Origin of the sequence: Synechococcus sp. MU1642 (assembly GCF_020514115.1) — a bacterium.
Lineage (GTDB): Bacteria > Cyanobacteriota > Cyanobacteriia > PCC-6307 > Cyanobiaceae > Parasynechococcus.
The window spans coordinates 205,455-226,435 of record NZ_VTKZ01000003.1 but is presented as its reverse complement, the minus strand read 5'-3'; the positions used below and the strand labels follow the sequence as shown (position 1 = coordinate 226,435).

The window sequence follows — 20,981 nt, the reverse complement described above, 5'->3', positions numbered from 1 at the left end:
TCATGAGCCAGATTTCCAGCGACGACGTCCGCAAGGTGGCCCATCTCGCCCGTCTTGATCTGCCCGAGGACAAGATCGCGACCTACACCAAACAGCTCGAGTCAATCCTCGAATACGTGAGTCAACTCCAGCAGGTGGACACCGAAGACGTTCCGGAAACCACCCGAGCCGTGGAGGTGACCAACGTCACCCGTGCCGATGGAGTGCAACCGACCCCCGTTCGGGAGGACATCCTCAATCAGGCACCCCAAAGGGAGGGTGACTTTTTTCGGGTTCCGAAAATACTGGCCGACTGAACGCGAGTCAGCGGGACACCCAACGCTTGGGCTCAGTTTTGATCGCGATGCGGTCAACAAAACCGAGCCAGTGGCGGCGCAGCCCCCGTCCCGGCATGAAACGGGCTGCTCGCCTCATCTTTCCGCTGCGGTGCTTGTGGCTGCGCACTCCCACAAGGATGTCGTAGAGGAAGTTGTACCCATCCCGGCGGGTCTCAAAAATGCCCAACCGTTGGGGAGATCCCTTGGAATCGAGCAGAGGCTTGGTGGCCTCATAGGCAGGTTTGTATTCGAACCAGGGAATGGATGGCCAGAGGTGATGAACCAGGTGATAGTTCTGCCCCATGATCAGCCAATTCATCAACCTGCCTGGGTAGATGCGGGCGTTCGTCCAGCGGTTGCGAGAGGTGAACGGCCGATGCGGGAGGTAGTCGAAGAACAAACCCAGCGTCACGCCGACCATCAAGGCAGGCGCAAACCAGCAGTTGAAGATGAACGGCAGGAAATCAAACCGTGCCGCCGCCAGAACGATCACCACAAAAATGCTGCGCTCCAGCCCCCACTGCATCAACTCCCAGCGGCGCCAGAGACGACGCTGAAAGAAAAACCACTCGTGATAGAAAAATCTTGGAGCGATCAGCCAGAGCGGCCCGAACGTGCTGACGATGTGATCTGGGTCGTTCTTCGGGTCATTCACATGGGCGTGATGCTCAAGATGCACCCGCGTGAAGACGGGAAAGCTGAACCCGAGCAACAGCGCAGAGCCATGGCCCATGGCCTGATTGATCCATCGATTGGGATGGGCCGCGTTATGGCAAGCGTCATGAATCACCGTCCCTTCTAGGTGTAGCGCCAAAAAGCCCGTGCTCAGCAGCACCGGCAGAGGCAAAGCCGCCACAAACCAGCCCCAGATGGTCAGGACCGCCAGGGCATAACCGCCAAGGAAGAGCCCAACGGTGGGGTTCCAGAAGGCCGGCGGGTCAACGAATTCGCGCGGAACCGATCGGTAGCCCTCACCAACCGGACGAGGCTGCTGTTGTTGAGCAGTGCTCTGGTGCATCCGGAGGTCAGGCAACAAGTCTGTAAGGATCCCGAACCACGGTAGAGAAATGAATGCCCACCGGGGGACTTGAACCCCCACGACCAAAGCCACTGGTACCTAAAACCAGCGCGTCTACCAATTCCGCCAGGTGGGCAACACCCTGACTTTAGAGATCGCATCAGAATGGAAGCAGAACTCCACACCAAGGATGCTTGCGACCCTCAGCGGCGACCTCTGCCTCCTGCTCGGCCTGGCACTCCTGCTGCTTCCCCTTATAGCCGTTGAACTCAGCCGCCCCCGCGATGGTGTCTGGGGCGCGGTGGTGTTGCTGCTGGGTCTCGTTCTGATCACCAGCACGGACCGACTGCGGGGAGCGCCAATGCTTGCAGTTCTCTGCGCCGGCCTGTTGATCACACGCTTGGGCTCCGAGGTCGGACAGGCCCGCTGGAACAGCCTCAGCGAAACCGAGCAGCAGCGGTTCACCTCACTCGATCATTGGCGCACAAGCCTTCAACAACTTTTGATCACCACAGGCCGGGTGGGCGAAGGCATTGGCGGCATTGCCAAACAACTCAAACCGGGCGGGAAATCAGGGGTTACAGGCAAAAAATGGGTACGTCCCGAGTCCCCTGAAACCACTGACGCAAGCGACACCGCATCAGCTGAAGCAGACGAGGTCACATCTCCGGAGGGCGAAGACTGATAATCCCGAGGCAAGAGCAGGGACCCCGTGAGCAAGGAGACGCGCGACGCCGCCGCTGAGGAACGTCCCTCCTATAAACCCACGCTCAACCTGCTGCAGACGAGATTCGGCATGCGCGCCAATGCCGTCCAAAGGGAACCTGAACTGCAGGCCTTCTGGAAAAACCATGGCATCGACGGCGAGCTGGGCCTGAACAACAGCGGTCCAACCTTCACCCTCCATGACGGCCCGCCCTATGCCAACGGCGCTCTGCACATGGGGCATGCCCTCAACAAAATATTGAAGGACGTCATCAACAAATATTCGGTGTTGAACGGGCGGCGGGTGCGCTACGTGCCTGGCTGGGACTGCCACGGCCTGCCGATCGAGCTCAAGGTGCTGCAGTCGATGGATCAGGAGCAGCGCAAGGCGCTGACACCAATCAAGCTGCGTAAAAAAGCTGCCGCCTACGCCCGCAAACAAGTGGATGGCCAGATGAAAGGCTTTCAGCGCTGGGGCATCTGGGCGGACTGGGAGCAGCCCTATCTGACCCTGCAAAAGGAGTACGAATCGGCTCAGATTCGGGTGTTTGGCCAGATGGTGCTCAAAGGGCACATCTACCGCGGTCTGAAACCGGTGCACTGGAGCCCGAGCTCACGCACAGCTTTGGCCGAAGCCGAACTGGAGTACCCCGAAGGACACACCAGTCCCAGCGTCTACGCCGCCTTCCCAGCTGTGAAGCTGCCGGCAGCACTGCAGGATGCACTCAAGGCAGAAGGCCTCGACCTGCCCACCGAGACGGACGCCCTGGGGCAGGCCCTGCAGGTGGCGATCTGGACAACCACCCCTTGGACGTTGCCAGCCAACCTGGCGGTGTCGGTCAATGAACGGCTCGATTACGCCCTGGCCGACGACGGGGAAGGCCGACTGCTGCTTGTGGCTGCCGATCTGATCGAGACTCTGAGCGGCACCCTGGGGCTCCCGCTGAGCCGGCGCGCCACGGTAAAAGGCGCCCTGCTCGCCGGTCTGACGTACCGCCACCCGCTCCTGGACCGCACCAGTCCGGTGGTGATCGGGGGCGATTACATCACCACCGAATCGGGCACAGGCCTCGTGCACACCGCGCCTGGTCACGGCGTCGACGACTTCCACACCGGCCAGAAGAACGGGCTGCCGGTGCTCTGCCCTGTAGACGAAGCCGGCGACCTCACCAACGAAGCCGGGCCGTTCGCGGGCCTGAATGTGCTCAAGGATGCCAACCCCAAGATCATCGAGGCGCTGGAGTCCGCCGGGGCCCTGCTCAAGCAGGAGGCCTACGGCCACCGCTACCCCTACGACTGGCGCACCAAGAAACCCACCATCTTCCGGGCCACTGAACAGTGGTTCGCCTCCGTGGAAGGGTTCCGTCAACAGGCCCTTGATGCGATCGCCGCAGTGGAGTGGACCCCTGCCTCCGGTCGAAACCGGATCGAATCAATGGTCAAGGAACGGGGCGACTGGTGCATCTCCCGTCAGCGCACCTGGGGGGTGCCGATTCCAGTCTTTTATCACCGCAGCAACGGCGAGGTGCTGCTGAACGCCGACACCCTCGATCACATCCAAGCGTTGATCGCCGAGCACGGTGCCGACGTCTGGTGGGAGAAAAACGAAGCGGATCTACTGCCTCCCGCCTACGCCGACCAGACCGACCAGTGGCGCAAGGGCACCGACACAATGGATGTGTGGTTCGACTCCGGCTCAAGCTGGGCTGCCGTCGCCAATCAGCGAGACAACCTGAGCTATCCCGCCGACCTGTACCTGGAAGGGTCTGACCAGCACCGCGGCTGGTTCCAGAGTTCACTGCTCACCTCGGTCGCCGTGAATGGCCACGCCCCCTACAAGCGGGTGCTCACCCATGGTTTCGCCTTGGATGAGAAGGGCCGAAAGATGAGCAAATCCCTCGGCAATGTGGTCGACCCAATGGTGATCATCGAGGGGGGCAAGAACCAAAAACAGGAACCGCCCTATGGCGCCGATGTGCTGCGGCTCTGGGTGAGCTCGGTGGATTACTCCGCCGATGTGCCGATCGGGGCCGGGATTCTGCGCCAGCTGGCTGATGTGTACCGCAAGGTGCGCAACACCAGCCGCTATTTGCTGGGCAACCTGCACGACTTCAATCCGGCAACCGACGCGATCCACATTGCGGAACTGCCATTGCTGGACCGCTGGATGCTGCAGCGCACGGCCGAGGTGATGGACGACATCACAGAAGCCTTCGAAAGCTTCGAGTTCTTCCGCTTCTTCCAGCTGCTGCAGAACTTCTGCGTCACCGATCTGTCGAACTTCTACCTCGACATCGCCAAGGACAGGCTCTACGTGAGCGCCCCCCAGGACCAGCGCCGGCGCAGCTGCCAGACCGTGATGGCCCTGATCATCGAAAGCCTGGCCGGACTGATCGCTCCAGTGTTGTGCCACATGGCCGAAGACATCTGGCAGAACCTCCCCTACCCCGTGGAGGAGACCTCGGTCTTCCACCGCGGCTGGCCGACGGTTCCAGCCGAGTGGCGTGATGCTGCTCTCAGCGCTCCGGTTCAAGAGCTGCGGGAGCTCCGCGCCGCCGTCAACAAAGTGTTGGAAGACTGCCGCGGCCGTCAGGAACTCGGCGCATCGCTGGAGGCAGCCGTGCGAATTGACGCCCGCCGTCCGGAACTCCAGACCGCTCTCTGTTGGCTGAGTGAGAGGGGGAATGTCGAGGTGGATGGTCTGCAGGACTGGCTCCTGGTCTCACAACTGCAGATTGGCGGCGAGCCCTGGGCCGAATTGCTGGCCAGCCAGGACGACGAGCTCGCATCGATCGAGGTGAGCCGAGCGCGGGGAACCAAATGCGAGCGCTGCTGGCACTACGAGGGGGATGTGGGTCAGCACCCGGAGCATCCCCACATTTGCGGACGTTGTGTAGGCGTTCTGGAACGCCGGACTCACCAGTTGGCCTGAACCAGGAGGTCGTTCGTTGGCATCGGTCCAGCAAGCACAACCTCTTTGCTGGGCGACAAGGGCCCCTGCAGCAGCTCAGCCTGATCCAGGCTTGTTCCCTCAGGGAGAACAGAGGCATCGGGGTCAAACGCGGTTGGATGGGTGGTGCTGCTGCTGAACCCTCTGAAGATCAGCAACTCAAACGGCTCATCCCTTACTTGACCCCGCAGACGAACAACCCGCTGAGGATGAACACGCGTTCGCTCCTCCAGTGCCTGAACCACCGCCTGATCGTTCATCAAAAATCGCCGGCCACGCGCCCGTAACGGAGCAAACGAACCAACAGCCACTGCAGAAAGCCTGCCAGATAAGCCACCAGGGCGACGTAACCCACAAAGGCGGCAACGGCTTCGGTCCACAGACCACCGAAGAGAAACTTGAACACCGTTGCCGCCAGGCCATGGATGCCCTGAGGGGCCTCCAGCCAGGTGAGGCAGGCCGCGGACTCAAGCTGTTGCATGCAGCCCAAACCCGTAACACCCATGCCCAGGCTGAGGAGACCAAAACCACTGAACGCCCAACGCCAAACCTTCACCGCCAGGGGCAGCGGACGCCAGGACGGCTGGTCGGCCAGCTCTTCATTGATGTCGACCCAGAACCACAGGCTGATCACCATCAACACCGGTGCGACAACCGCCATGGCGTAGCCCAGGGGGCGCTGGTCCGTCAGCAGCAGCAGGCTGATCGCCATCAGGCTGGCCACCTTCCAGTAAATGCCGAGCAGCCTCAGCACCAAAGGCTCGCGACGCCAGGCCGACCAGATCAAAAGGACCAAAGGCACACCAACGGCAAAGGTGGCGGCCAAGCGATAGGTCAGCCACACCAGAGCGCGGTACGTGAGCTCGTTCACCGGGGACTGTCACAGTGCCGCCATTATCAACGTCCCGAGCTGACCTCCAGGGTTGATAGGGTCCGCTTCATGGCACCGATCGCACCATTCAGCTGGTTCCGTTCCGGGGGCGCTGAAGCCAGGTGCCGGACAGGACTTTCCACGAAACCATCCCTGGATGAAGCCGTGCGGGATGTGGTCGACCAACTGGGCCGATCCAGGGGCGAAGCCGATCTCGCCCTCGTCTTCACCTCAACGGGTTACTCCACCGACCTGCCACGGCTGCTGCCGATGCTGCGCGCCCAGATCAGCGCGAAGCATTGGATCGGATGCACCGGGGGAGGTGTGGTGGGTACCCGCGGCGACGGCACCGCCTCGGAACTCGAGCAGACGCCTGCCTTGAGCGTGACGGTGCTCTCCCTGCCGGGGGCCTCGATCGCCACCAAACACCTGAGCACAGAGGAGCTGCCTGATCTGGATGGAGCCGCCCAGCAATGGCAAGACTGGGTTGGCATCAGCCCCGAGACTGCCCGGAGCCAAATCCTGCTGATCGACCCCACCAGCAATGGAATCAATGACCTCATCAGCGGCTTGGACTACGCCTATCCGGGTGCAGAAAAGATTGGGGGCATAGCAGCACCCCATAACAGTCCGCACGGATCGCTGCTGCTGGATGACCACGTCGTCACCGGCGCGGTGGTCTGTTCGATCGGGGGGAGCTGGCGACTCGAAACGGTGGTGGCACAGGGCTGTCGCCCCATCGGCCCTGTCTTCTCCATCGAGCAGGTGGAGCGCAACGTGCTGCTGGAACTTAGTGATGGCAACACCAAGGCCAGCCCCATCAATTGCCTACAACGGGTTCTGGCCGACCTCAGCGAACGGGAGCGCGAGCTAGTGCGTCACTCGTTGTTCCTCGGCGTCGAACGCAGCAGCCTGCGGCTGAACGCCAAAGGAGCAGCATCAGAAGCGAGTGCCTTCCTGATCCGCAACCTGATCGGAGTCGATCCCAACAATGGCGCTGTGGCCGTAGCTGAGCGGGTGCGTGCCGGCCAAAACGTGCAATTTCACCTGCGCGAAGCCGCCGCCTCCCAGGACGAAGCCTCTGCCATGCTCAAAGCAGCGACGGCTGATTCAGGGGAGACGGTCCATTTCGGACTGCTCATGGCCTGCCTGGGACGGGGCCAGGGATTATTCGGTCGTGCCGATGGTGACATCAGCCTGGCGCGCCAACTGATGCCTGGCCTGCCTGTGGCGGGAGCGTTCTGCAACGGTGAGATCGGACCCGTCAGCGGGACGACGCATCTTCATGGCTACACCGCCTGCTGGGGCTTGCTGCGCCAGGACCCCAACAGCTCCTCTGGCTGTGGCTCTGACAATCTCGGTTGAACCGGTTCGCACTGCCTCGAAACCTTGCGTCAGCACGTCAATCCCCTCAGCAGCTTCTTCCAGTTGCCGCTGGAACTCCCTCCACCCAAGGAGCTGTTTCGCGTTCCTGATCATCCGATCCACCTGGATATCGGCTGTGCCCGTGGACGTTGCCTGCTTGGCCTGGCCGAACGTGATCCCCACTGGAACCATCTCGGCGTTGAAATCCGCCGGCCCTTGGTGACCTCCGCCGATCGAGAGGCGCTCGGCTCGGAGCACGGCAATGTTCGGATCCTGTTCTGCAACGCCAATATCAGCCTGGAAAGCTGGATGAAGGCCCTGGAGCAAGACCGGCTGCAACGGGTCTCCATCCAGTTTCCCGATCCCTGGTTCAAACGAAGGCACCGCAAGCGCAGGGTCCTGCAACCAGCGCTGCTCTTGGCCATCGCAACGGCCCTCCAGCCCGGCCGTGAGCTATTTCTACAGAGCGATGTTCTGGAAGTGATTGAGCCGATGGTGGCTCTCACCGAACTCAGCGCATGTTTTGACCGCCCCGCAGAGGATCAACGGCCCTGGCGCGCCAGCAACCCGCTTTCAGTTCCCACGGAACGGGAGCGCTATGTACTCGAGCAAAACCTCCCCGTCTACCGGGTGCTCTACCGCCGAAACCAGAATCCACTTCCTTCCGTGTCAGATCTAAAACAGCGCTGGCAGGAGATCGATAATCCTGCGGAAGCACTCACCACCTGAAACCCCAAGATGGCCTCTGCGGACGCAACCCAGACGGCAAGCGGTGGTCCACTCTTGGGACGCTGGCAGGGGCTGATAGCTACGGATCAGGCGGTGCTGAAACGCCTTGAAAGGCTGGCGGGACTGCTCCTGCTGGTCTTGCTCACGGGTCTTCCCCTGTTCACACGCACAGGCCTGGCCCTGGTGATTGCAGCCTGCGGAGCACTTTGGCTGCTGTGGTGCCTCTGCAGTCCGCCACCACAGCGCATCGGAAGCATCTCGCGCTGGTTGATGCTTTTTCTGGCCTTCGCGATTGTGGCCACGGGATGTTCTCCAGTTCCAATCACCGCCAGCAAAGGCCTGATCAAACTGCTCAGCTACCTGAGCGTTTATGCCTTGCTCTGCAAGCTGCTGCTGAGCAACGAACGATGGTGGGACCGGCTGGTCGCCGGACTGCTGAGTAGCGGCCTGCTCAGCAGTGTGCTGGCTTTGCGACAGCTCTATGCCTCCAGCGAGGACCTGGCCGGCTGGGCCGATCCGAATTCCATCAGCGCCGGCACCATTCGGATCTATGGCCCCCTGGGGAACCCCAACCTCCTGGCGGGTTACTTGCTGCCGCTGATTCCCATTGCAGCGATTGCACTGATGCGCTGGAGTGGTGTGGGAGCCCAACTGTTTGCCGGCACCACACTGGTGTTGGCCGGAACAGCCACGCTGTTCACCTACAGCCGTGGCGGCTGGCTAGGCATGGTTGCTGCCGGTGCCGTACTACTGCTGTTGCTACTGCTGCGCTGGACACGCCACTGGCCCCCGCTCTGGAGACGTCTGGTACCCCTCGCCGTGCTGCTGGTTGGAGCCGCTTGCCTGGTGGTGGCGGCCACCCAGATCGATCCAATCCGCACGCGCATCACCAGCCTGCTGGCAGGACGGGGGGATAGTTCCAACAATTTCCGCATCAACGTCTGGATGGCGGCCATTCAGATGGTGCAAGACCGTCCCTGGCTGGGCATCGGCCCAGGCAATGCGGCTTTTAACAGCATCTATCCCCTGTATCAGCAACCGAAGTTCAACGCCCTCAGTGCCTACTCCGTTCCCTTGGAAATCCTGGTGGAAACAGGCATTCCTGGGCTACTAGCCTGCCTGGGATTACTGGCAAGCAGCCTGAGGAAGGGGCTGGAGCAGCTCAATGCCGATGGTCCAAGCGCCTTGGCAGCCATCGCCAGCCTTGCTGCCATCGCTGGCCTGCTGATGCAAGGCACCACCGACACGATCTTCTTCCGCCCCGAAGTTCAACTGATCGGCTGGTTTGCTCTGGCCAGCCTGGTGAGTCGACCCAGGGAATCATGAGGCTGCTCGCTGGATTCGATGCTGGACAGACGCACACCCGCTGCCGCCTCAGCCTGGTCCAAAAGGGCTTGCACCAGACTGTTGGCGAAGGCGAGGGGCCCGGCGTCAGTCATTTGGATGCCCCCCAGGGTGAACGAAGTTTCATCGAGGCGATCCGCACCAGTGCACATCACGCCCTGAAAGATCACCCCGCTGGCGTGATCAAGGCGGCCGTTGTCGGAGCCAGCGGCATCGAAGAAGGAACAGCATTGCAACAGCGTGCTGAACGTTTGGTAGGTCAAGCCCTTGCCACCGGTGATGACACATGGTTGTCCAAGGTGCTCGTCACCGGGGACGAACGCACGGCCTTGCGAGGTGCGATTCCTGAAGGTGCAGGAATCCTGGCGATCAGCGGTACGGGAATGATCGTGCTGGGCCGAGACGAGAACGGCCATGAACACCGCTGTGGCGGCTGGGGATGGCTGCTCGATGGAGCCGGCTCGGCCTTTGACCTCGGGCACCAGGGATTGCAACTGACCCTGCGTATGGCCGATGGGCGCATGGCCGACCATCCTCTGCGCCTGCAGATCTGGAATCAGATGGGATGCGACAGCCACGCAGCGGTGAAAGCCCGGGTGGTGCAGAACGACTTCGACACGGCGAAATTCGCAGCCTTGGCTCCACTGGTGGTGGAGGCAGCAGCCCAGGGCTGCTCGGGCGCAGAGGAAATCGTTCAGCGATCAGCAGCAGCCCTCTCCAACTGCATCAGCACCGTGGCCCAGCAGCTATCAATGCTTTCCCCCGTAGTGGTCTGCCATGGGGGAGCCGTTACCCATATCCCGGGGTTCCGAACAGCCGTGCGACAGGCCATCATTCAGTCGATCCCTGAGGCCCGATGGGGCAAGGCCGAGGGAGATGCCTGTGATGGCGCGCTCCTGATGGCCGAGGCCTTAACCGTCAGGCCACGTTGAGATGTTGCTCGGCAACGGCGGCCAGATGCCCTGTCCAATGCTCAACAGCATCGGACTGCTCGGCTTCCACCATCACCCGCAGCACAGGCTCCGTGCCGCTGGCGCGCACCAGGATGCGACCGGTCTCGCCCATCGACTGCTCAGCGGAAGTAATTGCGTCGGTGAGAGCAGTACACGCGGTCCAGTTCTTGCGACGTGAACGGTCTATCACCCGCACATTGACCAATTTCTGGGGGTAGGCCTGAAAACTGCGGTCCAACCAATCGCTGAGGCTGATGCCTTGGGCATGGCACAAGGTGGCCAGCTGGACAGCGGTCAGAACACCATCGCCGCATAGCCCATGGGAGGCCGAGAGGATGTGGCCGGATTGTTCTCCACCGAGGGCCGCGCCACTGGCCACCATCGCGGCATGGACATGCTGATCTCCCACCGGAGTGCGATCAAGGATGCCGTCCCTCTGCTGCCAAGCCCGCTCAAAGCCGAGGTTCGACATCACGGTGGCCACGAGACGCTGCTCGGGGAGCGCCTGCTGCTCCTGCAGCACGGATCCCCACAGGAAAAGCACATGATCCCCATCGATGATGCGACCGCGGCTATCAACCGCCAGCATCCGGTCAGCATCACCGTCAAAGGCAAAGCCCATCGCCGCGCCGCGCTCGATCACAGCCCGCTGCAGCGGTTCCAGATGGGTTGACCCGCAAGCCACGTTGATGCGGGAGCCATCGGGTTCCCCATGGAGCACGGTGAGATCAGCCCCCAAGGCACGGAAAGCATCCGCACCACAGGCTGTCGCTGATCCCCAGCAAAGGTCCAAAACGATGGGAACGCCGTCCAGTCGCCGTTCAGCCACCGATTGCTGCAACACCTCCGCGTAGCCATCAAGGAGATCGGCGCTGGAGCGCGCCACACCGCAGCGGAACTCTCCTTGCTCAGCTATTGACGTCTGCCCCTTTAGACCGGCTTCCACCTGGGCCTGACGTAGGGCGCTGAGTTTTGCTCCGTCGGCCCCAAACACTTTGATGCCGTTGTCGGCAGGAGGGTTGTGGCTCGCAGACACCATCAGGCCACCAGCAGCCCCCAGCTGGCGGATCAACAAAGGAACCGCGGGCGTCGGACAAAGACCAAGGGTCCACACATCACGACCGGCCGCCGTTAAACCGGCAGTCAGGGCAGACACCACCATGCTGCCGCTGGTCCGGGAGTCCATCCCGATCAGAACAGGGCCCTCCACCTGCAGAACCCTGCCAACCCAATAGCCCACCTGAAGACACAAGGCGGGGGTGAGAACGGTGCCGGCGAGCCCACGGATCCCATCGGTTCCAAAACCTGGCGCAGCGTCACCGAGAGCGGGGCCGATCGGGGAACACGCCTTTTGAACCATGGGTCTCAATCGTGGACAGCACCATAGGAAGCACCTCTGACGGTGATTCCCAGGGACGTGACAGGTGCAACTCTGCCCTCCACGGCCCTCAGCTGATCAAAGGCTCGCCAACTGTTTTTGGAGCATCAGAATGCAACCAGCTCCAAGTTGGGTGTGCAGGAAAGGCCGCGAATAGGAACGCTGCTGCTGCTGTCCGTTGCTTGTCTAAGTGGGTTGACTGCTTGGGGCGGGCAGCAACTGCTGAAAAGACAGCAGCAGCGCCTCACACCTCAGATCTCACAGACAAAGCTGTGGCAGCACTATCGCTGGGCCATCGATCCACAGACCCGTCGCGAAGCCGCCTTGTTGATGGTGGCCAGGGATGGGGCACAGGAACTGCTCCATGGCCAAGGCTGGGGGCGCAATCCGATGGCAGCCGTGGTGCTCGAACGGGCAGCCCTCACCGCCGCCACCCAAGGCAAGACATCGAAAGCCGCTCAGACCTGGCAGCTCCTGTTGGATCGCTTTCCCGAAGCGCCCGGCTCCGCCTGGGCTCGGTTGGCGCTTGGCAACAACAACCCCATCCTTCATGGGCAGCTGCTCCAGCAGCACCCGGCCCACCCAGCAGCACTGACCATGGCGGCTGGGGATGGGTACGAAGCGCTGGAGAACCATCGAGGCGCCCTGCACCTGGCCCGTTGGGATGCGAACCGAGCCGGCGCCCTGGAGCTGATGCTTGAAGCCTGCCAAGCGAAAGGGGCGCAGGCACCGCAGCCCGAACAACGCCAAACCTTGGCGCAAGCACTGGCAAAACGAGGCCATGCCGATACCGCACTGACCTGCCTTCAAGAGCTCGATGCTGCCCCCGAGACCCAGTTGGCCATCGGTCGTTCACGGCTGCTGAATGGCGACCCTGACACGGGCACTGCTCAACTTCTAACGCTGGCGCAGACCCATCCAAACCACCCCGCCAGCCTTGAAGCGGCGCGGATCTTGAGCGAACCGCTCTATCCCGACCCTGGTGTTCTGGATCGTCTACCGGCTGCCCTTGAGGAACGCTCAGCCGCTGTTACCGCGGCCCGCGTGCGACTCGCCGATGGCGATGGGGCGGATACCGCCCTGAGCCGATGGCCCAACGACCCCGACATATGGCAACTCCAATGGGACCTGGCCCGCGAGGCCTTTCTCGCTGGGGATTGGAACCGTGTCCGCGAACTGCTGCAACGCAACCAAGAGGATGGGCCCCTGCCTCCTCCGTTGGAAGCGCGGCGGCTGTTCTGGCTGGGGCGCAGCTATCAGGAACTCGGTGATGTGGCAGAGGCGAAACGCACGTGGCGCCGCCTGATCAGGGTCTTCCCAGGGGGCTACTACCGATGGCGTGCCATGGAGCAGCTGGGCCTGGCCGAGCCCCTGGATTTGCGATCCCCAGACCCGCAGCAAGAGTCACCAACCTGGCAACCGCTCAACAGCCATCACAGCCTGGTGAACGAGCTCTGGCGCCTGAGCCAGGTGCACGCCGCCTGGGAGGCCTGGCAGGCACTTAGAGATCCTGCGATCCCGCCGCCACCCGAGGAACGTCTCGTCGAGGGCAGGCTGCGCCTGGCCGTCGGGGACACCTGGATGGGACTGGATCAGCTCTGGCGGCTCAGCCTCCGCTGGCGTGATCCGAGCTGCCAGCAACGCAGTCTTCTCCATCGCAGCCAATTCCCTCGCCTCTTCGAAGCCGAGATAAAGACAGCGGCCAAGCAAGAAAGCCTTCAAGCCAATTTGCTGCGAGCAATCGCCAAACAGGAGTCTCGCTTCGCACCTGGAGTCGTCTCCCCTGCCGGGGCCGTTGGCGTGATGCAATTGCTGCCTTCCACGGCCACAGAGATGGCTGGCATACCCACCAGTACGCCGATGCTGAAGGATCCCGCCAACAACTTCAAACTGGGCGCGCGCTACCTCAACCAATTGCTGGAGCAATGGGAAAACGACCCCTTTCGCAGCATTGCCAGCTACAACGCCGGGCCAGGTGCTGTGGCGGCTTGGACGCAACCCACGGATGCGGACGACGACGCGCTGTGGGTGGAACGCATCCCCTACCCGGAAACACGCTTCTACGCTAAGAAAGTGCTCGATAATTTGCTTGGTTATCTAGGCGGCAATCAATCCTTCTGCGGAGAGGCTGATGCTGGGGTGCGGCAGCAGCGTGCCGGCGACGATGCCAGCGATCACGATCAAACTCATCAAAACCAGGCAGATCCCAGCAGCGGGCAGCACCCCGATCCGAATGAGATCAAGCCGGGCCAACAACAAGGTTGAAGCCAGGATGAGCACGTCGGTTAGCACATTGAGCTTCAACAGGTAGATGCCACCGGTGATCACCACCAGCAGCGTGACAACCAACGTCATCACCCGGCTTGATGCCATGAGCAACGACACCTGTCGCAACAGCAGATCCGGCATCGTGCAGAAGACGACCACCACCTGGGTCTGCAGCAGCACGAAACACCAGAACCAGACCGCACTCACGCCGTAAAGAGACGTGAAGGTGGGCTGAACAATCTGCCAATGGTTGCCGAGCAAAACCGCAACGAAAAACAGCACCGTCAGCAACGGCGCCCGAACCGGAAGGCTCAGCAGTCGCACAATTGGCATGCATTCAAGTTAGCGGCGGCCTTTCGAAGGAGCTGCCAGAGTGATCGCTGCGGTTGAAGTGCGATGACAGGCACCCCGGAGTCTTCGCCCCTGGGCACGGCACAGCGATGGGTGCTGGTGATTATCGCGGTGGCTCTGGCATTTGGCTTAGTCATCCTGCGCGGCGGCATTCAGAGCGAAAGCCCGATGGAGCAGCTGGCGAGACGATCCCTCGACCCGCAAACGGCGTTTACGAATGGACGCCCAACGCTGATCGAGTTCTACGCCGATTGGTGCCAGGTCTGCAGGGAGATGGCGCCCTCGATGCTGGAGTTGGAGAAGAAATCGCGGGATCGACTCGATGTTGTTCTGGTAAACGTCGACAACCCCCGTTGGCAAGATCTCGTTGATAGCTACGACGTCAACGGCATCCCTCAGCTGAATCTGTTTAACGCTGAAGGAGAGCCGAGGGGGCGATCCCTTGGTCTGCGCAGCCCTGAGGAACTCCAGCTGATCACCACAGCACTGCTTGAGGATGAGCCGCTGCCCGCTCTGCCAGGCGTCGGCACCGTCAGCCAGCTGCCAACCTCCACCTCCGCTGACAACACATTGGCTGGAGCATCGAGCCAATCCACCGCCGGGCCCCGCAGCCATGGTTGACACGCCTCGCCATGATCACCACAACTCGTCACTCTGACGCCCCCATGGACCGCTTTCGGGTCGATCTGATCGCAGCTACGCCGAACCCGCAGCAATGCGTGTATGCCGCCATGCATCAGGACTACAGCGAAGGGTTCGTGGCAGGAGATCGTGCCAACTGGCCCGATGAGCAGCGAGCTGGAGAGATCTGTGTAAAACGTCTGCTGTCTGGAGAACGCGGCCACTACGGCCCGATGGAGCATGCGCAGATCGTGCTGAACGTGGGCTGGTTCCCGCACTCGGTGATGCAGCAGGCCCGCACCCATCGGGTTGGGGTGAGCTTCGATGTGCAATCGATGCGTTACACCGGTGAACGCATCTGCCGTGCAGCGGATGGAGCCCTGGACCTAGAAGAAGTGTTTTATCTGCGGCCTGTCGGCGAGTACAGCGATCGGCAAGGCAAGAAATACGCCTACACCGAAGAGCTACGTGAAAAGGACCTCGATCTGTGCCGAAGCGCTGCCGAGCGCTACAGGGATCTGCTCAAGGCCGGCTTCTCCGAAGAGCATGCCCGCGGCATCCTTCCCTTCGACTACCGCCAGCACTTTGTGGTGAGCTTCAGCCTGCGGGCGTTCCTGCACTTCATGGATCTGCGGGCCAAGCTTGATGCCCAGTTGGAGATCCGCCAGCTCTGCGATCTGATGTGGCCCCACATGATGGAGTGGGCCCCTGAATTCGCAGCCTGGTACGAAAAAAGCAGGCTGCACCGGGCTCGTTTAGCACCCTAATCAATAGAGATCTAGACCTTAGCCAGCGTCACTCTCTCGGGCTGGTGCTGGTACTTGCCTTGTCGATCGCTGTAGGTGGTCGAGCAGGGATCACCCTCGAAAAACAGCAGCTGACAGATGCCTTCATCGGCATAAATCCGGCAGTCAGCGCCGGAACTGTTGCTGAATTCAAGGGTGAGGTGACCCTCCCAGCTCGCTTCAGCAGGGGTGGTGTTCACGATGATTCCAAGTCGGGCATAGGTGCTCTTGCCCAAACAGATCACTGTGATGTTGGGGGGAACCCGCAGCTTCTCTAACGCCACACCGAGGCCGTAAGAATGCGCCGGAAGAATGAAGTAGCGCCCGTCTTCATCCTCATGAAGGGGGGTGGGCTCGAGGTTGGCCGGGTTGAACCGCTTGGGGTTCATCACCGTGCCAGGAACATGCCGGAAGATCAGAAATTCCTGAGAAGACAGGCGCAGGTCGTAGCCGTAGGACGAGCAACCGAAACTCAGTACCGGTCGCAGCTTCTGTTCCGGCTCAAGATGACGGACCAAACCCCTCTGGAATGGCTCGATCATTCCCTGCCCAGCCTGTTCAGTGATCCAGCGATCGCACTTGAGCATCAGAAACCTCGGCGCAACTCCGTGACTTGATCTGCCATCTCCACCACGCCGGCGGGGATTGCAGGTCCAGTGATGATCACATCCATCGAAGCGGGCCGCTGCTCAAGGGCTGCAATAACGTCCGCTTCATCCAGGTATCCGAAGGCCACTGCAAGGCCGATTTCATCCAAAACCAGCTGGTCGAGATCTCCCTGGATCAGATGCTGGCTGCAGATGGACCAAACCGCAGCCACCGCCTCCGCTCCACCGGGATGGCCCGGCGAGGAGAGGCAGAGGGGCACTTCTGGCCGCAGCCAGACAAGGCCTCCACAAAGCTGCACCCGTCCGGCCGGTCCCTGCTGAACGCCCCCTTTGAGGAACTGACTGATCAGAACACGACTACCCAAGCCGGCAGCACGCATGGCTTGACTCAGAACATTGGCGAAGCTGCCTCGGTAGGGCGCTGTATGAACTTGCAGCTGCCCTTCTGGAGCCACCAGATGTAGGGGTGGCGGATCAGAGAGAGGAGGCAAGGGCCTGAGGCCCGCCCGCTGCAAAGCCTGCTGATCCCGATCCAGGAGGTTCTGGAAGGCTTGGGGGTCGGCGAGGCTTGTGGTCATCACGTAAGCATCTGTCCGGGGGAACCCGGCGAGAACTTGAATCTAGCGGCGAGATCACATTCAACAAGAGGATTGACACCACCCATGGTGTTTGGACAGGGCGAGAACCAACCGCCTGCGAGGCTTGAGGAACTGCACACCACTGATGAGCCAATCCCCTGAACACCGCGCTGATGGCCGTCGCCCGCAACAGTTGCGACCGTTCTCGGTGACATGGAATCCCATGGGGTTTGCCTTGAGCTCCCTTGTGGTTCACACCGGCCGAACCGCTGTGCTCTGCAGCGTCTGCTTGGAGGACAAGGTTCCCCGCTGGCGCAAGGGGGAAGGGTTGGGATGGCTCAGCGCCGAATACCGGCTGCTGCCCGGATCCACCCCACAGCGGCAATCACGGGAGCTAATGAAACTCTCGGGTCGCACCCAGGAGATTCAGCGATTGATCGGCCGCAGCCTGCGCGCCGTGATCGATATGGAGCGCCTTGGTGAGCGCACCTTGCTGATCGACTGCGACGTGATCCAAGCGGACGCCGGCACCCGGACGGCCTCGATCACCGGGGCTTGGCTCGCCCTGGAGCAGGCCTGCCGATCACTGGTGGAACAAGGAGTCCTAGAGCAATCGCCCCTGGTCGACCAGGTGGCGGCCGTGTCCGTCGGCTTGGTGGATGGCCAGGCCTTACTGGATCTGAACTACAGCGAAGACAGCCGAGCTCAGGTGGACCTAAATGTTGTGCAGGCCGGGGATGGACGTCTGTTGGAAATCCAAGGAACTGCTGAGGGAGCGCCCTTCAGCCGCAGCCAACTCAATGAGCTGCTGGATTTAGCGGAGCCGGGATTGTCATCCCTGATGCAGGCGCAACGCCAGGCCTTCAACGACCACAGCAGCGTTACGTAATAACCGCTACATGGCGGCCACCGCCAGCTCCGTAACTTCGCTTCATCAGGGGGTTGTCATGACCAGTAGCCGAGGTTTCAGCCGATACGCCCCGCAGATGGTGGCTCCATCTCCCAGCGCAGAACCGGCCAACCGTTCTCTCCTGGAGATCATCCGGGATCTCGATGGCGCCAGCAGTGAACTGGTAGACCGCAACAAGACCATCTTCTTTCCCGGAGATCCCGCAGAACGGGTATATCTGATCCGCCGGGGAGCCGTGCGTTTATCCCGCGTCTACGAATCGGGGGAAGAGATCACCGTCGCCCTGCTCCGCGAGAACAGCCTTTTCGGAGTGCTGTCGCTGCTGACCGGTCAAAGATCCGATCGTTTCTACCATGCTGTGGCCTTCACTCGCGTCGAAATGGTGACGGCACCGGCGACCTCCGTGAAGGCCGCCATCGAAGCCGACACCAGCGTTGGGCTCCGCTTGCTGCAGGGTCTTTCCAGCCGGATTCTGCAGACCGAAACGATGATTGAAACCCTGACCCACAGGGACATGTCTTCGCGGCTGGTGAGCTTCTTGCTGGTGCTATGCAGGGATTTCGGAGTGGCGGATGAGCTGGGCATCACCATCGACCTGCGCCTATCCCATCAAGCCATCGCCGAAGCGATTGGCTCAACACGCGTCACAATCACACGTCTGCTGGGAGACTTGCGTCAATCCGGTCTAGTTCAGATTGACCGCAAGAAAATCACCGTTCTGGATCCAATCGCACTGGCCAAACGTTTCAGCTAGTCCGGCCATTGCCCGACGGTTGCAGCCATGAGCGGCTGGGCACTGATCCTTGTTCTACTAGTGCTAGGGGGCGTGCTGTCGACCCTGGGCGACCGGTTGGGCAGCCGCGTCGGCAAAGCGCGACTGAGTTTGTTCAGGATGCGCCCAAGGCGCACCGCAGTTTTAATCACGGTGCTGACCGGCAGCCTGATCAGCGCACTCTCGCTCGGCCTGATGCTGCTGGTGAGCCGGCAGTTGCGGGTGGGCCTGTTTGAACTGGATGCCCTGCAGGAGAAACTCCAGGACAGCCGGCAACAGCTGGAGGCAGCCGAGTGGCAACGGGACAAGACCCAAACGGACACCAAGCGAATCGCCACAGAACTCAAGCAATCGCAGCAACTGGCCAACACCCTGCGCCTTGAACTGGCTCCTCTTCAGAAAGAGCGGGCCCAACTCGAAGCTGAACGTGAACGCCTCAGCCAGGACATCGCCTCCCGCGATGCGGACATCCAGCGCACGGAAGCCGAACTCAACAGCGTTCGCAGCCGCATCCGTGCCGGTGAGCAGGAACTCAAGGAACTGGAACGCAATCTGGTCGCCCTGAGGCGTGGATCGGTGGTGATCAGCAGCGGACAGACCTTGGCGAGAGCAACGGTTCGACTCGATGCCCCGGACCAGGCAAAACAGGCTGTAGACAGGCTTTTGCAGGAGGCCAATCTCAACGCCTACGGGAAAGTGCGGCCTGGCGAAGCCCCCGAACGCCAGTTGATCCGCGTTCCGCGCAGCGATGTGGAACGCCTACAAAGCATCATCCGCAAACCTGAGACCTGGGTAATCTCGCTGCGCTCCGCCACCAATGTGCTGCGGGGTGAAACAGCGGTTTACGCCTTCCCCGAGGTGCGTCCCAACCGGCCAGTGGCCGAACGCGGAGACGTGCTGGCCACCACCACACTGCAACCGAATGAACGCACGCCAGAGGGTATTCGCACACGACTGAACCTTCTCTTGGCCTCGGCCTATGCAGAGGTGCAGCGACGGGGATCGCTGAGCGAGGGCCTTCAGTTCGATGGATCAGCTCTCTCCCGACTGGCCCAGACCCTGATGGAAGGACCCAGCCAAAGCATGGGCTTGGAAGTGATTTCTGCAGGAGTCAGCAACAGCGCCGATCCTGTCGTCGTCACAATTCAGGCATCCCCATGAAACGGGTGGCCGTTCTCGATCCAGGCCGCTGCAAATGTGGTCTTGTGCTGGCTGATCTTCAGCTCGGCCTCGTGCGCGAAGGGCATGTGCTGGCCCCGGATGCTGTGGAACCCTGGCTGGAGCAGTGGAATCACGACCAAGCTCTCGACCGCATCCTGATCGGCGACGGCACGGGCAGCCGAGCCTGGATCAAGCGACTGGAACGGCTGGGCCATCTCACCGTGATTCCGGAACAGGGAACAACGCTGAGGGCAAGACAGCGTTACTGGACCTTATGGCCGGCTCGAGGTTGGCAACGGATGCTGCCAGCAGGACTGCGCATTCCACCGGTGGATCTGGATGCTGTGGCCGCTTTGGTCATGCTCGAGGAGCACTTGGAGTGCCGCCTGAAATGGCCGGAGCCTGCTCCCACGTTCCCGCTCAGAACCTGGCCCTAACCATGAAGGTGTAGTCACCACCCGGTTCCAGCCTGTAATCAGAACGCACCAGAAACCGCCGAAGGGCATCCTCGATCAGGGCTCGTCCCAAGGACGGCTCCACCATCAATTCGCCGCGGTCAAAGGCCCAGGAGAACTGCCACTCGAAGCCTCCAGCTGAGACTTCACCCTCCACACACTTGGCCTGAAAACACTGGCGGAGCACCCGCAAATGGGCCGTTGTCGCCGGGAGAGCCGGCATCAGTCGACCGGCTCCAGGTCATAGCGAAAGCCGTTGATCCAGGTTCCAGCACGCTCAAAGCTCTGGCGCTGAAGACGTTGAATCCCGTCCAGAACAGCATCAAGAACAGCGCCGACACAAGGTTGTTCGACCTTGCTGAACGGGCCAAGAACATGGGACACCGTTCGAGCGCGACGCTCAGCAGGATTCTCAGCCGGCGCACCAATGCCGATCCGCAGCCTGGGAAACGCCTGAGTCCCGAGATGCTGAATGGTGCTGCGTAAGCCGTTATGGCCACCGGCGCTGCCCTGGGCCCGCAATCTCAAACGACCGAGCGGAAGATCCATGTCGTCCACCAGCACAAGCAGTTGGTGGGGTTCCAGGCCGAACCAATCGAGGGCAGCACGAATCGCACGACCACTGTCATTCATGTAGGTCTGGGGCATCAGCAAGCGCAGCCTCTGCTCACCGATCCCTGTATCTGCTGCAAGACCATGCAACTTGGCTTGCTGACGAAAACTGAATCCAGAACGCTCACCTAAAAGCTCTAGGGCCATGAAGCCGACGTTGTGGCGAGTGCCTGCATATTTCGCCCCCGGATTGCCAAGTCCCACCACCAGCTTGAGATCGGTGCTCATAG

The 20,981-nt window shown here is 61.4% G+C and carries 22 protein-coding genes, 1 tRNA gene and 1 pseudogene; 14 read left to right on the top strand and 10 right to left on the bottom strand.

Annotated features, from left to right (window positions below; all coding sequences use genetic code 11):
* Positions 1 to 2 precede the first annotated feature (2 nt).
* Positions 3 to 296: an Asp-tRNA(Asn)/Glu-tRNA(Gln) amidotransferase subunit GatC gene (gene gatC / locus FZZ85_RS05175; RefSeq protein ID WP_226412866.1), complete on the top strand. Its 294-nt coding sequence runs from the start codon at positions 3 to 5 to the stop codon at positions 294 to 296.
* A 7-nt stretch (positions 297 to 303) separates the two neighbouring features.
* Here gatC and crtR read toward each other — a convergent pair whose 3' ends face one another.
* Positions 304 to 1,335: a beta-carotene hydroxylase gene (crtR, locus tag FZZ85_RS05170; protein WP_226412864.1), complete on the bottom strand. Its 1,032-nt coding sequence runs from the start codon at positions 1,333 to 1,335 to the stop codon at positions 304 to 306.
* A gap of 54 nt (positions 1,336 to 1,389) precedes the next feature.
* A tRNA-Leu gene (locus tag FZZ85_RS05165) sits at positions 1,390 to 1,471 on the bottom strand.
* Positions 1,472 to 1,525: 54 nt separating this feature from the next.
* On the opposite strand from FZZ85_RS05165, the gene FZZ85_RS05160 reads away from it, so the two are divergent.
* Positions 1,526 to 2,020 (top strand): Ycf66 family protein, encoded by a 495-nt coding sequence (locus FZZ85_RS05160; protein ID WP_226412862.1) that lies wholly within the window; start codon positions 1,526 to 1,528, stop codon positions 2,018 to 2,020.
* A gap of 27 nt (positions 2,021 to 2,047) precedes the next feature.
* Positions 2,048 to 4,972, top strand: coding sequence for an isoleucine--tRNA ligase (gene ileS / locus FZZ85_RS05155; protein WP_226412860.1), 2,925 nt, complete (start codon positions 2,048 to 2,050; stop codon positions 4,970 to 4,972).
* Here the strand turns inward: ileS and FZZ85_RS05150 are convergent.
* On the bottom strand, positions 4,957 to 5,250 hold the full coding sequence (locus FZZ85_RS05150) for a hypothetical protein (protein WP_226412858.1): 294 nt from the start codon (positions 5,248 to 5,250) through the stop codon (positions 4,957 to 4,959). The two genes, ileS and FZZ85_RS05150, sit on opposite strands and share 16 nt — an antisense overlap.
* Positions 5,250 to 5,861 (bottom strand): DUF3177 family protein, encoded by a 612-nt coding sequence (locus tag FZZ85_RS05145; RefSeq protein ID WP_226412856.1) that lies wholly within the window; start codon positions 5,859 to 5,861, stop codon positions 5,250 to 5,252. Before FZZ85_RS05145 ends, FZZ85_RS05150 begins: the two co-directional genes overlap by 1 nt.
* Positions 5,862 to 5,930: 69 nt before the next feature.
* On the opposite strand from FZZ85_RS05145, the gene FZZ85_RS05140 reads away from it, so the two are divergent.
* Genes FZZ85_RS05140 through FZZ85_RS05125 form a run of 4 tightly spaced genes read left to right on the top strand, consistent with a single transcriptional unit; the run spans position 5,931 to position 10,231 of the window.
* On the top strand, positions 5,931 to 7,226 hold the full coding sequence (locus tag FZZ85_RS05140) for an FIST N-terminal domain-containing protein (protein WP_226412854.1): 1,296 nt from the start codon (positions 5,931 to 5,933) through the stop codon (positions 7,224 to 7,226).
* 24 nt (positions 7,227 to 7,250) lie between these two features.
* Positions 7,251 to 7,955 carry a tRNA (guanosine(46)-N7)-methyltransferase TrmB gene (trmB, locus tag FZZ85_RS05135; RefSeq protein ID WP_226412852.1) on the top strand — a complete coding sequence of 235 codons (705 nt, stop codon included), beginning with the start codon at positions 7,251 to 7,253 and terminating at the stop codon, positions 7,953 to 7,955.
* Positions 7,956 to 7,964: 9 nt separating this feature from the next.
* Positions 7,965 to 9,281: an IctB family putative bicarbonate transporter gene (locus tag FZZ85_RS05130; protein WP_226412850.1), complete on the top strand. Its 1,317-nt coding sequence runs from the start codon at positions 7,965 to 7,967 to the stop codon at positions 9,279 to 9,281.
* Entirely contained in the window at positions 9,278 to 10,231 is a 954-nt protein-coding gene (locus FZZ85_RS05125) for a BadF/BadG/BcrA/BcrD ATPase family protein (RefSeq protein WP_226412848.1), read from the top strand. The genes FZZ85_RS05130 and FZZ85_RS05125 overlap by 4 nt, the downstream gene beginning before the upstream one ends.
* Here the strand turns inward: FZZ85_RS05125 and glmM are convergent.
* Positions 10,218 to 11,612, bottom strand: a complete 1,395-nt coding sequence (gene glmM, locus FZZ85_RS05120; RefSeq protein WP_226412846.1) for a phosphoglucosamine mutase — start codon at positions 11,610 to 11,612, stop codon at positions 10,218 to 10,220. The genes FZZ85_RS05125 and glmM overlap by 14 nt on opposite strands.
* 348 nt (positions 11,613 to 11,960) lie before the next feature.
* Between glmM and FZZ85_RS05115 the strand changes: the two are divergent.
* Positions 11,961 to 13,640 (top strand): annotated as a pseudogene (locus FZZ85_RS05115) (transglycosylase SLT domain-containing protein); the annotation flags it as partial.
* Between the two features lie 87 nt (positions 13,641 to 13,727).
* On the opposite strand, the gene FZZ85_RS05110 reads toward FZZ85_RS05115, so the two are convergent.
* Entirely contained in the window at positions 13,728 to 14,231 is a 504-nt protein-coding gene (locus FZZ85_RS05110) for a hypothetical protein (protein ID WP_226412844.1), read from the bottom strand.
* A 63-nt stretch (positions 14,232 to 14,294) separates the two neighbouring features.
* On the opposite strand from FZZ85_RS05110, the gene FZZ85_RS05105 reads away from it, so the two are divergent.
* Positions 14,295 to 14,870, top strand: coding sequence for a thioredoxin domain-containing protein (locus FZZ85_RS05105; protein ID WP_226412842.1), 576 nt, complete (start codon positions 14,295 to 14,297; stop codon positions 14,868 to 14,870).
* A gap of 44 nt (positions 14,871 to 14,914) precedes the next feature.
* Positions 14,915 to 15,637 carry an FAD-dependent thymidylate synthase gene (gene thyX / locus FZZ85_RS05100; protein WP_226412930.1) on the top strand — a complete coding sequence of 241 codons (723 nt, stop codon included), beginning with the start codon at positions 14,915 to 14,917 and terminating at the stop codon, positions 15,635 to 15,637.
* A gap of 11 nt (positions 15,638 to 15,648) precedes the next feature.
* On the opposite strand, the gene dcd is transcribed toward thyX, so the two are convergent.
* Positions 15,649 to 16,242: a dCTP deaminase gene (dcd, locus tag FZZ85_RS05095; RefSeq protein ID WP_226412840.1), complete on the bottom strand. Its 594-nt coding sequence runs from the start codon at positions 16,240 to 16,242 to the stop codon at positions 15,649 to 15,651.
* Complete coding sequence (locus FZZ85_RS05090) at positions 16,242 to 16,841, bottom strand: cob(I)yrinic acid a,c-diamide adenosyltransferase (RefSeq protein WP_226412838.1); 600 nt, start codon at positions 16,839 to 16,841, stop codon at positions 16,242 to 16,244. Before FZZ85_RS05090 ends, dcd begins: the two co-directional genes overlap by 1 nt.
* Positions 16,842 to 16,986: 145 nt before the next feature.
* Here FZZ85_RS05090 and rph point away from each other — a divergent pair, with 145 nt between their 5' ends.
* Genes rph through FZZ85_RS05070 form a run of 4 tightly spaced genes read left to right on the top strand, consistent with a single transcriptional unit; the run spans position 16,987 to position 20,121 of the window.
* Positions 16,987 to 17,730 (top strand): ribonuclease PH, encoded by a 744-nt coding sequence (rph, locus tag FZZ85_RS05085; protein ID WP_226412836.1) that lies wholly within the window; start codon positions 16,987 to 16,989, stop codon positions 17,728 to 17,730.
* 58 nt (positions 17,731 to 17,788) lie between these two features.
* Positions 17,789 to 18,505, top strand: a complete 717-nt coding sequence (gene ntcA, locus FZZ85_RS05080) for a global nitrogen regulator NtcA (protein ID WP_011363297.1) — start codon at positions 17,789 to 17,791, stop codon at positions 18,503 to 18,505.
* A gap of 27 nt (positions 18,506 to 18,532) precedes the next feature.
* Positions 18,533 to 19,684, top strand: coding sequence for a DUF3084 domain-containing protein (locus FZZ85_RS05075; RefSeq protein WP_226412834.1), 1,152 nt, complete (start codon positions 18,533 to 18,535; stop codon positions 19,682 to 19,684).
* On the top strand, positions 19,681 to 20,121 hold the full coding sequence (locus FZZ85_RS05070; RefSeq protein WP_226412833.1) for a resolvase: 441 nt from the start codon (positions 19,681 to 19,683) through the stop codon (positions 20,119 to 20,121). The genes FZZ85_RS05075 and FZZ85_RS05070 overlap by 4 nt, the downstream gene beginning before the upstream one ends.
* Here FZZ85_RS05070 and FZZ85_RS05065 read toward each other — a convergent pair.
* Positions 20,105 to 20,362 (bottom strand): DUF3146 family protein, encoded by a 258-nt coding sequence (locus FZZ85_RS05065; protein ID WP_226402302.1) that lies wholly within the window; start codon positions 20,360 to 20,362, stop codon positions 20,105 to 20,107. The genes FZZ85_RS05070 and FZZ85_RS05065 overlap by 17 nt on opposite strands.
* Positions 20,362 to 20,979 carry an aminoacyl-tRNA hydrolase gene (pth, locus tag FZZ85_RS05060; protein WP_226412831.1) on the bottom strand — a complete coding sequence of 206 codons (618 nt, stop codon included), beginning with the start codon at positions 20,977 to 20,979 and terminating at the stop codon, positions 20,362 to 20,364. The genes FZZ85_RS05065 and pth overlap by 1 nt, the downstream gene beginning before the upstream one ends.
* Between the last annotated feature and the right edge of the window lie 2 nt (positions 20,980 to 20,981).